The organism is Mycobacterium sp. GA-0227b, from assembly GCF_001499855.1.
Classification (GTDB): domain Bacteria; phylum Actinomycetota; class Actinomycetes; order Mycobacteriales; family Mycobacteriaceae; genus Mycobacterium.
Genome location: NZ_LQIK01000023.1, coordinates 400,790 through 413,341 on the forward strand (window position 1 = coordinate 400,790; position 12,552 = coordinate 413,341).

Sequence of the window (12,552 nt, forward strand, 5' to 3'; positions counted from 1 at the left end):
TCACAATCTGGGACGTTAGTATCTCCTTATGAGACAGGATAGCGGCATCGGCGTGTTGGACAAAGCCGTCGGCGTACTGCATGCGGTGGCCGAGTCCCCGTGCGGGCTGGCCGAACTGTGCGAGCGCACCGGGCTGCCGCGCGCCACGGCGCACCGGCTGGCCGCGGGGCTGGAGACTCACCGCCTGCTCACCCGCAACGGCGATGGGCGCTGGCGGCTCGGCCCGGCCGTGACCGAATTGGCCGGGCAGGTCAACGATCCGCTCGTGGCCGCGGGCGCGGTGGTGCTGCCCCGGCTGCGCGAGATCACCGGCGAGAGCGTCCAGCTCTACCGTCGGGAAGGGACGTCACGAATTTGTGTGGCCGCGCTGGAACCGCCTGCCGGGCTGCGCGATACCGTGCCGGTCGGCAGCCGGTTGCCGATGACCGCAGGTTCGGGCGCCAAGGTGCTGCTGGCCTACGCCGACGAGGCCACTGCGCAGGCGGTGCTGCCGACGGCGAAGTTCACCGATCGCGCGCTCGCTGAGGTGCGCAAGCGTGGCTGGGCGCAGAGCGCCGCCGAACGCGAACCCGGTGTGGCGAGCGTCTCTGCGCCGGTGCGTGACGGTCGCGGCGCGGTGGTCGCCGCGGTATCGGTGTCCGGCCCCATCGACCGGATGGGCCGCCGACCGGGTGCGCGATGGGCCGCCGACCTGCTGGCGGCTGCGGACGCGTTGACGCGCCGCCTCTGAAAAGTAAGGAGTGCTTTCGGTGCGCTACCAGTCGCTCAGCGATCACTCGCGCACCGAAGTCCCACAAGTTGTACCCCCGATGGGATTCGAACCCACGCTACCGCCGTGAGAGGGCGGCGTCCTAGGCCGCTAGACGACGGGGGCTAGAACTGGTTTTCCGGATGGCCAGCATATCTCAGCAGGAATTGTCGGCCTAATCACGGTCATTGGCTGGGGTACCAGGACTCGAACCTAGAATGGCTGAACCAGAATCAGCTGTGTTGCCAATTACACCATACCCCATTGGCTCCCATAACCGCAGGTCACGGGACTATTTCGATCCCCCGCGGCGACGAGTGGATCCCGTCGCGCGTGTGATCGGACCGACGTGCAGACTACCAAAGATCTGCGGGCCGCTTTTCACGCCTGGGCTGCGGCCGCGGCATGCTCACGGCCGGCGCGCAACCGGGCCAGGCTGCGCTCGCGACCCAGTAGCTCGAGCGATTCGAACAGCGGCGGGCTGACCGACGCGCCGGTGGCGGCGACGCGGATCGGCCCGAACGCCTTGCGTGGCTTGAGCCCCAGACCCTCGAGCAGAGCCTCCTTGAGCGCCGCCTCGATGGCCGCCGTGGTCCAGTCGCCGGTGTCCTCGAGCGCGGCCAGCGCGGCGTCGAGCACCGGGACCGCCTCCGCCCGCAACTCCTTGCCCGCGGACTTCGCATCGAGTGCGAATTCGCCGTCGTTGAGGAACTTCAACAGATCCCACGCATCACCCAGCACCACGATGCGGGTCTGCACCAGCGCGGCGGCTTCGGCGAATCCCTTCTCGTCGAGGCCCGTGTCGTAACCGCGTTGGGCGAAGTATGCGTTCAACCGAGCCGTGAAATCCTGCCCGCTCAGCAGCCGAATGTGCTCGGCGTTCAACGCGTCGGCCTTCTTCTGGTCGAAGCGGGCCGGATTCGAGTTGACGTCGGTGACGTCGAACGCGGCCACCATCTCGTCGAGGCTGAACACGTCGCGATCCTCGGCAATGCCCCATCCCAGCAGCGCCAGGTAGTTCAGCAGGCCCTCGGGGATGAAGCCACGCTCGCGATGCAGGAACAGGTTGGATTGCGGGTCGCGTTTGGACAGCTTCTTGTTGCCGTCACCCAGAACACTTGGCAGATGGGCGAATTCGGGAACCTGCTCGGCGACACCGATGCGGATCAGCGCCTGATACAGCGCTATCTGACGCGGGGTTGACGACAGCAGGTCCTCACCGCGCAGCACATGGCTGATCTTCATCAGCGCGTCGTCGACCGGATTCACCAACGTGTACAACGGCTCACCGTTGCCACGGGTCAATGCGAAATCGGGGACCGACCCGGCGGGGAACGTCGTTTCTCCGCGCACGAGATCGCGCCAGCCGATGTCCTCGTCCGGCATCTTCAACCGCACGACCGAGCGCCTGCCCTCGGCGCGCAAGGCCGCACGCTGCTCCGCGGTCAGGTTGCGGTCGAAGTTGTCGTAGCCCAGTTTCGGGTTTCGCCCGGCAGCCAGATGCCGCGCCTCGACTTCCTCAGGCGTGGAGAACGACTCGTACGCGTCACCGGTCTCGAGGAGCCGGGCGATCACGTCACGGTAGAGGTCGAGCCGCTCGGATTGCCGGTACGGCCCATACGGTCCACCGACTTCGGGCCCCTCGTCCCAGTCCAGACCCAGCCAACGCAGCGCATCGAGCAGCGCGCGGTAGCTCTCCTCGGAGTCGCGCGCCGAATCGGTGTCCTCAATGCGAAATACGAATGTTCCGCCGGTATGGCGGGCGTAGGCCCAGTTGAACAATGCGGTGCGGATGAGGCCGACGTGCGGTGTACCCGTCGGCGACGGGCAGAACCGCACCCGGACGGCGTTTTCGGTTGTCATGTTTTCCCTTTGCGCACAACTGGATTCGTCAGTGTGCCGATGCCCTCGACGGTGATACTGACGGTATCGGAGTCCTCGATCGGCCCGACCCCCTCCGGTGTGCCGGTGAGGATCAGGTCGCCGGGCAGCAGCGTCATCACCCGCGAGATCCACTCGACGATGGCCCCGACGTCGTGAATCATGTTCGAGGTCCGGCTGTTCTGTTTGACCGCACCATTGACCTCGGTGCGGATCGCCAGATCCGCGGGGTCGACGTCGGTGACGATCCACGGCCCGATCGGGCAGAACGAGTCGTGGCCCTTCGCGCGGGTCCACTGCCCGTCCTTCTGCTGCTGGTCGCGCGCCGAGACGTCGTTGCCGATGGTGTAGCCGAGGATGTTCTCCGCGGCCCGCGCGGCAGGTACGTCCTTGCAGGGCCGGCCGATCACCACGGCCAGTTCACCTTCGAAATGGACGGGATTGGCGTCGGCGGGCAGTTGGATCGGCACGTTCGGGCCGATGATCGCTGTGTTGGGCTTCATGAAGATGACCGGCTCCTCGAACGACGTCACGCTGTGTCCGGTGCTGCTTCTCGCCTGCGCAGCCATCTCCTCGATGTGCGCGGCATAGTTCTTGCCGACACAGACCACCTTGCTGGCCAGGATGGGCGCGAGCAGGCGGACATCGGCGAGCGGCCACTGCCTGCCGGTGAACTGGGGGGCGCCGAACGGATGCTCCGCGATCTCCCGCGCGACTGCCTGGTCAGGATCGTCGGGCGGGCCCTCGACGCTGACGAAGGCGACTCCGTCGGGACTGGCGATTCGGCCAAGGCGCATGCCGTCAGCCTAGTGGGGGTGGTCATCGCGGCCGCGGACCGCTCCCCCGCCGCCGATGTCTCACTACATGAGAATGGGATTCAGCATCGTGAGAAGCCTGTGCCACCATGGACCGATGCCCGTCGAGTCGATCAGCCGTGCGCGGCGCTGGTCGCTGCTGGGGACCGCGCTCGCGGCGACGACGAGCGCCAACGTGTTCATCAACGGCGCGGCGTTTCTCATTCCGACGCTGCACACCGAGCGCGGACTCGACCTCGCCGCGGCCGGGCTGTTGTCGTCGATGCCGAGCCTCGGTCTGGTGATCACGTTGATCGCGTGGGGCTATGTGGTCGACCGCGTCGGGGAACGCTTCGTGCTGACGGTCGGCTCGGGCCTGATCGCCGCCGCGGCGTTCGCGGCGGCCTCGGTGGATTCACTGTTCGCGATGGGCGCCTTCCTGCTCCTGGGCGGAATGGCCGCCGCCAGCAGCAATTCGGCAAGCGGGCGGTTGGTGGTCGGCTGGTTCCCGCCGGATCAGCGCGGGCTCGTGATGGGCATCCGCCAGACCGCGACGCCGCTCGGCGTCGGGTTCGGCGCGCTGGTGATTCCGCGGTTGGCCGAAAGCCACGGTGTGTCAGCGGCATTGCTGTTCCCGGCGATCGTATGTGCCGTCTCGGCGGCGGTCTGCGCGGTCGCGGTGATCGACCCGCCCCGGCCGCCGCGCTCCGAAGCGCCCGCCGATCATCTGGCCAACCCCTATCGCGGATCGTCCGTGCTGTGGCGCATCCACGCCGTGTCGGTGTTGCTGGTCGTTCCGCAGGCCGTCCTGTGGACGTTCACGTTGGTGTGGCTGATGACCGACCGCGGTTGGTCGGCGGCCTCGGCGGGCGTCCTCGTCACCGTGGCTCAAATACTCGGTGCCGGTGGCCGTATCGCCGCCGGGCACTGGTCCGACCGACTGGGCCAGCGGTTGCGGCCGATCCGGTGGATCGCTGCGGGCGCCGCCGTCTCCATGGGCCTGCTGGCGCTGTCGGACTGGCTCAGCTCACCGGTGAGCGTGGCCGTGATGGTCGTCGCTTCGGTGATCACCGTGTCCGACAACGGGTTGGCCTTCACCGCGATCGCCGAGATAGCCGGCCCGTTCTGGAGCGGACGCGCGCTGGGCACCCAGAACACCAGCCAGCACCTGGCGTCGGCGGCCGCGGCCCCGCTGTTCGGTGCGTTGATAGGCGCGGGGGGATATCCGGCAGCGTTCGCGGTGAGTGCATTGCTACCGCTGGCGGCGATTCCGGTCGTGCCGGCGGACGAACCGGCTTTCGCGAAACGGCGAGAGGTGCGAAACGACTAGAGGTTGGCCGCGATCCGATCACCGATCTGCGTGGTGCTCAGCGTGGCGTCTCCGCGTGTGGCCAGATGCTGTTCGACGGCCTTGTCGACGCGGGCGGCCGCGTCGATCTCGCCGACGTGGGACAACAGCAGCGCGACCGACATGACCGCAGCGGTCGGATCGGCGACCCCCTGCCCCGCGATGTCGGGGGCGCTGCCGTGCACCGGTTCGAACATCGACGGGTTGGTCCGTGTCGCATCGATATTGCCGCTGGCCGCCAGGCCGATACCCCCGCACACCGCGGCGGCGAGATCGGTGACGATGTCGCCGAACAGGTTGTCGGTGACGATCACATCAAAACGATCAGGACTGGTCACCATATGGATGGTTGCGGCGTCGACGTGCTGGTAGGCCACCTCGACGTCGGGGTAGTCGGCGCCGACCTCTTCGACGATGCGCGACCACAGCGCGCCCGCGAAGGTCAGCACGTTGTTCTTGTGCACCAGGGTCAGATGCTTGCGGCGCTGCTGCGCCCGGCCGAACGCATCCGTCACGACCCGACGCACGCCGAACGCGGTGTTGACGCTCACCTCGGTGGCGATCTCGTGCGGGGTTCCGACCCGGATCGCCCCGCCCGTACCGGTGTACGGGCCTTCGGTGCCTTCCCGCACGACGACGAAGTCGATGTCGGGGTCGCCGGCCAACGGACTGGTCACTCCGGGATAGAGGCGACCCGGCCGCAGGTTGATGTGGTGGTCGAGGGCGAACCGGATGCGCAGGAGCAGACCGCGTTCCAGCACGCCGCTGGGCACCGACGGATCACCGATCGCGCCGAGCAGGATCGCGTCGTGCTCGCGCAGTTCGTCGAGCACCGAGTCCGGCAGCACCTCGCCGGTCTCGTGGTACCGGCGCGCCCCCAGGTCGTAGCGCGTCTTGTCCACCCCGGGCACCACCGCGTCGAGCACCTTGACGGCCTCGCCGACGACCTCAGGACCGATGCCGTCGCCGGCGATGATCGCCAGTTTCATGACAGGTCAACCACTTCCAGCATGTTGGCGCCGACCTGGTCGGCGATCGCGGACCGCACATCGTCGGGCACATCGCGGTCGATGCGCAGCAGGATCGTCGCGCCCGGTCCCTCGGCGTCCTCGCTCAGTTGGGCGGCGTGGATGTTGATGTCGGCACCGCCCAGGATGGTTCCGATCTTGCCGAGCGTGCCCGGCCGGTCGAAGTAGTTGATGATCAGGTAGACGCCTTCGGCGCGCAGATCGAAGTTGCGCTCGTTGATCTGGACGATCTTCTCGATCAGCTGCGGGCCCGTCAGCGTGCCGGCCACGTTGGCGGTCGACCCGTCGGCGTAGACCGCCCGCACGTCGACCATGCTGCGGTGGTTGGGGCTTTCGGTCGCAGTGGTGATGTCGGCCTGCACCCCGCGTTCGGCGGCGAGCGCCGGCGCATTGACGAATGTCACCGGATCCTCGATGACCGCTGAGAACAACCCGCGAAGCGCCGAAAGTCTCAGCACCTCAGCGTCTTCGGCCGCGAGCTCGCCGCGCACCTGAACCGAGAGCGACACCGGCAGCTCGTCGCCCAGCACGCCGACCAGCAAGCCGAGCTTGCGGACCAGGTCGAGCCACGGCGCGACCTCTTCACCGACGACTCCGCCGCCGACATTGACTGCGTCGGGTACGAATTCGCCCGCCAGTGCCAGCTTCACGCTCGCCGCGACGTCGGTACCCGCCCGATCCTGCGCCTCTGCGGTCGACGCCCCCAGGTGCGGGGTCACCACGACCTGAGGCAATTCGAACAACGGGCTTTCGGTGGTCGGCTCCTTGGCGAACACATCGATGCCCGCCGCCCGGACATGGCCCGAGTTGACCGCCTGGGCCAGCGCATCCTCGTCGATCAGCCCGCCGCGGGCCGCGTTGACGATGATCACGCCGGGTTTGGTCTTCGCCAGCGCGTCCTTGCCGATCAATCCCGCCGTCTCCGGCGTCTTGGGCAGGTGCACCGAGATGAAGTCCGCGCGGGCCAGCAACTCGTCGAGGGTCAGCAGCTCGATACCGAGTTGCGCCGCGCGGGCCGCCGAGACGTATGGGTCGTAGGCCACGACGTGAGTACCGAACGCGGCCAGCCGCTGGGCCACCAGCTGGCCGATGCGGCCCAGGCCCACCACGCCGACCGTCTTGCCGTAGATCTCGGTGCCCGAGAACGACGAGCGCTTCCAGGTGCGTGCGCGCAGCGACGCATCGGCGGCGGGAATATCGCGCGCCGCGGCCAGCATGAGGGCCAGCGCATGTTCGGCCGCGCTGTGGATGTTCGACGTCGGCGCGTTGACCACCAGCACCCCGCGGGCGGTGGCGGCGTCCACGTCGACGTTGTCGAGGCCGACGCCGGCGCGGGCGACGATCTTGAGTTTGGGCGCCGCGGCGAGCACCTCGGCGTCCACCGTCGTCGCCGAGCGCACCAGTAGCGCGTCGGCTTCGGGCACCGCGGCCAGCAGCTTCGGCCGGTCCGGGCCGTCGACCCAGCGGACTTCTACCTGGTCGCCGAGGGCGGCGACCGTCGACTCAGCCAATTTGTCGGCGATCAGTACAACGGGCAGGCTCACGCGGTCAGCCTAATGGGCTTGACTCGGCGGGTGGTGGGCGGGAGAAATGCGAGCGTGGATATCACCGTCGTCGGAAGCGGACCCAACGGCTTGGCCGCCGCCGTCATCTGCGCCCGGGCCGGCCTGTCGGTGCAGGTGCTGGAGGCGCAACCGACTTTCGGCGGTGGCGCGCGCACGCTGCCCGATCCCGAATTCCCTGAAATCTCGCACGACATCTGTTCGGCCGTGCATCCGCTGGCGCTGGCATCACCGTTCCTTGCCGAGTTCGATCTGCCCGCCCGCGGCGTGACCCTGAACGTGCCCGAGGTGTCCTACGCCAATCCCCTTCCGGGTTCACGCTCGGCGGTCGGATATCACGACCTCGACCGGACCGTCGCGGAGCTCGAACACGGGCAGTCCTGGCGCAGGTTGTTCGGGCCGATGGTCGAACGCGACGCCGCGGTGCTGGACCTGCTGCTCGGTGACAAGCGCTCGCTCCCGACGAATCCGGTTGCCGCCGTACAGGTGGCCCGCCGGCTTCTCGAACAAGGCACGCCGGCGTGGGGTGCGCTGTCCGGCGCCGACGCGCGCGCGTTGTTCAGTGGTGTTGCCGCGCATGTGATCTCGCCGATGCCGTCGCTCGTGTCAGCGGGCGGCGGGTTGATGCTCGGCACGCTCGCGCACACCGTCGGCTGGCCGATCCCCGTGGGCGGCAGCCAGGCGATCGTCGACGCGCTGATCGACGACCTACGCGCCCACGGTGGCGTGCTCATCGCCGACCACGAAGTCACCGAACCCCCAACCGGTGTCACGCTTTTCGACACCGCGCCCACCGCGCTGGCCGCCATCTACGCCGACAAGCTACCTCGCCGGTACGCAAAAGCGTTACAACGGTACCGATTCGGTCCGGGTGTGGCCAAAGTCGACTTTGTGTTGTCCGACGATGTGCCGTTCACCGACGAGCGGTTACGACGGGCGCCCACCCTGCACATGGGTGGCACCCGCGAGCAGATGGCCCACGCCGAACGCGAGATCGTCGCCGGCCGACACCCCGAGTGGCCGATGGTGCTCGCCGCTCTGCCACACCTACTCGATCCTGGTCGAATCGACGCCAAGGGTCGGCGGCCGATGTGGACCTACGCGCATGTGCCGTCCGGTTCGACCGTCGACCAGGCCGAGCCGGTCAACAGAATCTTCGAGCGCTTCGCGCCGGGCTTCCGCGACGTCGTGGTGGCGGTCCGGTCCGTGCCCGCCGCCCGACTGGCAGAGCACAATGCCAACCTCGTCGGCGGCGATATCGGCGTCGGCGGCAACACGCTGATGCATGCTCTGGGCGGACCGACCCCCCGGCTCAATCCGTGGAGCACACCCGTGCCCGGTGTCTACCTGTGTTCATCGGCCACCCCACCCGGTGGCGGCGTGCACGGCATGGCCGGCTATTTCGCCGCCCGAACAGTTCTGCGCCGTGAGTTCGGTATCAAGACGATGCCCGCGCTGTCGCCCTGAGCCCACAGCGTCGCTCAGCCATCGATGCAAAAACGATGCATAGATGCGGCCACCCTGGGGTACCCCGATTGAGTTGCCCCGATTCGGGTACTTGTCGTCGCATCGAGTGAAGGGGACGCTGCTTGAGCGGTACCAACGGATACACGCGCGCCCCGCTGCTGGCGATGGCGGAGCCCGTCGCTCCGCAGAGAGGCCTGCTGGCGACGGCGTTTCCGGTATGGCGCGACTCCTTGCGGCGTGAGGTGTTGCGGTCCCTCGCCGATTTCGTCCGTACGCGCTGCGCTGACGAGCTCAGCGCCGCAGGAGTCGATCTCGCGACCGAGGTACTGCAGGCTTTCGTCGCCGGCGGCAAGTGTGTGCGCTCGACGTATATGTATCTGGGCTGGCTGTGCGGAGCCGACGACGATCCGGGCGCGCTGCGTGCCGCCGCCAGTTTCGAGCTGCTCCACGCGTTCGCGCTGCTGCAGGACGACGTGATGGACGGCTCCGAGCTGCGGCGCGGACGCCCCGCGGCCCACATTCGGTTCGCGCAGTGGCACCGCGAGCGAGCGATGTCGGGTTCACCGGAACGCTTCGGTGAGGCGGCCGCCGTCCTGCTCGGTGACCTGTGCCTGGTGTGGGCCGAGCAGATGATGCGCGAGAGCGGAGTCGACGACGTCGCACTGTCCCGCGGCTGGCCCCGCTACGACGCGATGCGCACTGAACTCGCCGTCGGCCAGTTCGCCGACCTTGTCAACGACGCCGCCGAATTCCCGCAGTGGGAAAAGGTTCTCGACGTGCTACGGCGCAAATCCGGCAACTACACCGTGCGCAGGCCGCTGGAGATCGGGGCCGCTATGGCCGGATGCGCGCCCTCTCAGCTGCGGCTGCTCGGGGAGTACGGCGAAGCGGTCGGCGAGGCGTTCCAATTGCGCGACGACGTACTGGGTATCTTCGGCTCGCCCGAGATCACCGGTAAGCCCGCGGGCAGCGATCTCTTCGAGCACAAGGCGACGAGCGTGGTGGTGGCGGCCTACCGGCTCGCCGATGCGACACGTCGGCGCGAGCTGACGCAGTTGATGAGCACCTCCGATCTCCGCGACGCCGACATCCGGCGGTGGCGGAAGCTCATCGTCGCCACGGGTGCCGTGGAATGGATTGAGCAGCTTATCGATTCGCGCCTCACCCGCGCTCTCGACCTGATCGACACCGGACAGGTGGACCCGCTGACCCGCACCGCGCTGGCCGACATGGCCGCCGCCTGCACCGAACGGGCCGCGTGATGCGCACCGTCGGGGGCAGCACCGACCGCGTGGTGGTGGTCGGCGCCGGGCTCGCCGGACTGTCGGCGGCGCTGCAACTCGCCGGCCGCGGCCACACCGTGACCGTCGTGGAACGCGGACAGCACCCCGGCGGACGGGTCGGCCGCATGGACATCGGCGGCTACCGCCTCGACACCGGCCCGACGGTGCTGACGATGCCCGACATCATCGACGACGCGTTCGCCGCGGTCGGCGAGACCGTCTCGGACCGACTCGACCTGATCGGCGTCGATCCCGCATACCGCGCGTCGTTCGCCGACGGCAGCACGCTGCAGGTGCGCAGCGATCCCGATGCGATGGCCGCCGAGATCGAACGCTTCGCCGGCAGTTCCGAAGCGGACGGCTATGTGCGCCTGCGTAACTGGCTGTCGAAGCTGTACCAGGCCGAGTTCGACGGGTTCATCGCCGCGAACTTCGACTCACCGCTTTCGCTGCTCACGCCGCAACTGGCCCGGCTGGCCGCCATCGGCGGGTTCCGCCGGTGGGACAAGATGGTGCGCCGCTACCTGCGCGACGAGCGATTACAGCGGGTGTTCACGTTCCAGGCGCTGTACGCGGGCGTGCCGCCGCATCGGGCGCTGGCGGTGTACGCGGTGATCGCCTACATGGACACCATCGCGGGCGTCTACTTCCCCCGCGGCGGGGTGCGTGCGCTTCCCGACGCGCTGGCCGCGGCCGCATCCGATGCGGGCGTCGAGTTCCGTTACGGCTCCGCGGTGTCGGCGCTGGAACGCAGGGGCGACCGCGCGGTGGCCGTGCACACCGACGGCGGTGACCGGATACCTGCCGACGCGGTGGTGCTCACCACCGAGCTGCCCGACACCTATCGGCTACTCGAAAGGACACCGCGTCGCGTGCTTGCGCTGCGACCCGCGCCGTCTGCGGTTGTTGCCCATGTCGGTTGCCGCGCGGTCGGACCGGACGCCGCCGACATCGGCCACCACACCATTGTTTTCGGTGACGAATGGAAGCGGACGTTCACCGACATCATCGACGACGGGCGCGTGATGACCGATCCGTCGTTGCTGGTCACCCGGCCCAGCGCTGGCGACGCCTCGCTGGCGCCCGCCGGCCGCGACCTGCTCTACATCCTCGCGCCGGCACCCAATCTCCAAGTGGGACAGGTCGACTGGGCGTCGATGCGGGACCGCTATGTCGGTCAGATGATGGACGTCGTCACCACCCGGCTGCCCCGATTGGGGGTGGACGCCGAGGTGTTGCACGTCGTGGATCCGGCGGATTGGGCGCGTCAAGGCATGGCCGCCGGCACCCCGTTCGCCCTCGCGCACACGTTCGGCCAGACCGGCCCCTTCCGTCCCGCCAACACCGTGCGCGGCATCGCGAATGTGGTGCTCGCCGGGTCGTCGACCGTCCCCGGTGTCGGCGTGCCCACCGCGCTGCTGTCGGGGCGGTTGGCCGCCGACCGAATCACCGGCCTACCGATTCGGCGGGCCCGCAGCCAGGTGGTGCAAACATGATCGGTTCCGAACTCGACGCCGCGGGCGTCCATGACCCGGCCCTGCGCGAGGCCTATCGTCGTTGCCGCACAATCAACGCCGAGCACGGCCGCACGTTCTTCCTGGCCACCCGGTTGCTGGCCCCCGAACAGCGTCCCGCCGTGCACGCTTTGTACGGTTTCGCCCGCCGCGCCGACGACATCCTCGACGACTTCGACCCCGTCGTCAGCATGGGTGAACGCGCAGACCAGTTGCAGCGGCTGGCCACCGAGCTCTTCAACTGCCTTGCGCAGGGCAGCTGCGACGACGACGACCCGACGCTCACCGCGGTCGTGCACTGCGCGCGCCGGTACGGCATCCCGTGGGAGCTGTTCGACGACTTCCTCGGCTCGATGCGCATGGACCTGACCGTCACCGACTATCCCGACCGGGCCGCGCTCGACCGCTACATGTACGGCTCGGCGGAGGTCATCGGCCTGCAACTGCTGCCCGTGCTCGGAACCGTCGGACCGCCCGAAGAGGCGGCACCGCATGCGGCTGCGCTCGGAAAAGCGTTCCAGCTCACCAACTTCCTGCGTGACATCGACGAGGACCTCGAGCGTGGCAGGGTCTACCTGCCCGCCGACGAACTGGCCAACCACGGCGTGGACCGTGACGTGCTGACGTGGTGCCGCGAGAACCGGCGCACCGACGCCAAGGTGCGGCGTGCGCTGGTCGAGCAAATTGCCGTCAACCGGCGCGTGTACGACTACGCGCGGCACGGTATCGCCCTTCTGCGCCCGCGTTCGCGCCCGTGCGTGACGGCGGCCCTGACGCTGTACTCCGAGATACTCGATCGCATCGAGGAGATGGACTTCGCCGTGTTCAGCCAGCGCGCCTCGGTGAGCATCGGCCGCCGTATCCGGGTCGGCGGGACCGGGCTGTTCAAGGCCTGGGCCGCACGGCATCGGGAGCACAGGGTGTGAC

10 protein-coding genes and 2 tRNA genes are annotated in these 12,552 nt (G+C 68.4%); 6 read left to right on the forward strand and 6 right to left on the reverse strand.

Going from position 1 to position 12,552, the window contains the following annotated elements:
• The first annotated feature begins 28 nt into the window (after positions 1–28).
• Positions 29–730 (forward strand): IclR family transcriptional regulator, encoded by a 702-nt coding sequence (locus AU185_RS15465; RefSeq protein ID WP_059099606.1) that lies wholly within the window; start codon positions 29–31, stop codon positions 728–730.
• Positions 731–801: 71 nt separating this feature from the next.
• Here AU185_RS15465 and AU185_RS15470 read toward each other — a convergent pair.
• The 4 genes from AU185_RS15470 to AU185_RS15485 all read right to left on the reverse strand — a co-directional run bounded on the left by AU185_RS15470 (position 802) and on the right by AU185_RS15485 (position 3,426).
• A tRNA-Glu gene (locus AU185_RS15470) sits at positions 802–874 on the reverse strand.
• Between the two features lie 63 nt (positions 875–937).
• Positions 938–1,012, reverse strand: a tRNA-Gln gene (locus AU185_RS15475).
• Positions 1,013–1,129: 117 nt separating this feature from the next.
• Positions 1,130–2,611, reverse strand: coding sequence for a glutamate--tRNA ligase (gltX, locus tag AU185_RS15480; protein WP_059099605.1), 1,482 nt, complete (start codon positions 2,609–2,611; stop codon positions 1,130–1,132).
• Positions 2,608–3,426: a fumarylacetoacetate hydrolase family protein gene (locus AU185_RS15485; RefSeq protein WP_059099604.1), complete on the reverse strand. Its 819-nt coding sequence runs from the start codon at positions 3,424–3,426 to the stop codon at positions 2,608–2,610. Before AU185_RS15485 ends, gltX begins: the two co-directional genes overlap by 4 nt.
• Positions 3,427–3,541: 115 nt before the next feature.
• On the opposite strand from AU185_RS15485, the gene AU185_RS15490 reads away from it, so the two are divergent.
• Entirely contained in the window at positions 3,542–4,753 is a 1,212-nt protein-coding gene (locus AU185_RS15490; RefSeq protein ID WP_059099603.1) for an MFS transporter, read from the forward strand.
• On the opposite strand, the gene AU185_RS15495 is transcribed toward AU185_RS15490, so the two are convergent.
• Both AU185_RS15495 and serA read right to left on the reverse strand, forming a co-directional pair.
• Positions 4,750–5,760, reverse strand: coding sequence for a 3-isopropylmalate dehydrogenase (locus AU185_RS15495; RefSeq protein WP_059099602.1), 1,011 nt, complete (start codon positions 5,758–5,760; stop codon positions 4,750–4,752). The two genes, AU185_RS15490 and AU185_RS15495, sit on opposite strands and share 4 nt — an antisense overlap.
• Entirely contained in the window at positions 5,757–7,343 is a 1,587-nt protein-coding gene (serA, locus tag AU185_RS15500) for a phosphoglycerate dehydrogenase (RefSeq protein WP_059099601.1), read from the reverse strand. Before serA ends, AU185_RS15495 begins: the two co-directional genes overlap by 4 nt.
• Before the next feature lie 54 nt (positions 7,344–7,397).
• Here serA and AU185_RS15505 point away from each other — a divergent pair, with 54 nt between their 5' ends.
• From AU185_RS15505 to AU185_RS15520, 4 genes are all read left to right on the forward strand, one after another.
• Positions 7,398–8,828: a phytoene desaturase family protein gene (locus AU185_RS15505; protein ID WP_172800392.1), complete on the forward strand. Its 1,431-nt coding sequence runs from the start codon at positions 7,398–7,400 to the stop codon at positions 8,826–8,828.
• Between the two features lie 164 nt (positions 8,829–8,992).
• Complete coding sequence (locus AU185_RS15510) at positions 8,993–10,090, forward strand: polyprenyl synthetase family protein (protein WP_059100096.1); 1,098 nt, start codon at positions 8,993–8,995, stop codon at positions 10,088–10,090.
• A complete protein-coding gene (crtI, locus tag AU185_RS15515; protein ID WP_059099599.1) occupies positions 10,090–11,607 on the forward strand; it encodes a phytoene desaturase family protein in 1,518 nt (505 codons plus the stop codon). Before AU185_RS15510 ends, crtI begins: the two co-directional genes overlap by 1 nt.
• Positions 11,604–12,551 (forward strand): phytoene/squalene synthase family protein, encoded by a 948-nt coding sequence (locus AU185_RS15520; protein ID WP_059099598.1) that lies wholly within the window; start codon positions 11,604–11,606, stop codon positions 12,549–12,551. Before crtI ends, AU185_RS15520 begins: the two co-directional genes overlap by 4 nt.
• The last annotated feature ends 1 nt before the right edge of the window (position 12,552 follow it).

Bases quoted from the DNA above. Each gene is read 5' to 3' on its own strand.
- AU185_RS15465 (WP_059099606.1), top strand. From the start codon at position 29: ATGAGACAGGATAGCGGCATCGGCGTGTTGGACAAAGCCGTCGGCGTA.
- gltX (WP_059099605.1), bottom strand. From the start codon at position 2,611: ATGACAACCGAAAACGCCGTCCGGGTGCGGTTCTGCCCGTCGCCGACG.
- AU185_RS15485 (WP_059099604.1), bottom strand. From the start codon at position 3,426: ATGCGCCTTGGCCGAATCGCCAGTCCCGACGGAGTCGCCTTCGTCAGC.
- AU185_RS15490 (WP_059099603.1), top strand. From the start codon at position 3,542: ATGCCCGTCGAGTCGATCAGCCGTGCGCGGCGCTGGTCGCTGCTGGGG.
- AU185_RS15495 (WP_059099602.1), bottom strand. From the start codon at position 5,760: ATGAAACTGGCGATCATCGCCGGCGACGGCATCGGTCCTGAGGTCGTC.
- AU185_RS15510 (WP_059100096.1), top strand. From the start codon at position 8,993: ATGGCGGAGCCCGTCGCTCCGCAGAGAGGCCTGCTGGCGACGGCGTTT.
- crtI (WP_059099599.1), top strand. From the start codon at position 10,090: ATGCGCACCGTCGGGGGCAGCACCGACCGCGTGGTGGTGGTCGGCGCC.
- AU185_RS15520 (WP_059099598.1), top strand. From the start codon at position 11,604: ATGATCGGTTCCGAACTCGACGCCGCGGGCGTCCATGACCCGGCCCTG.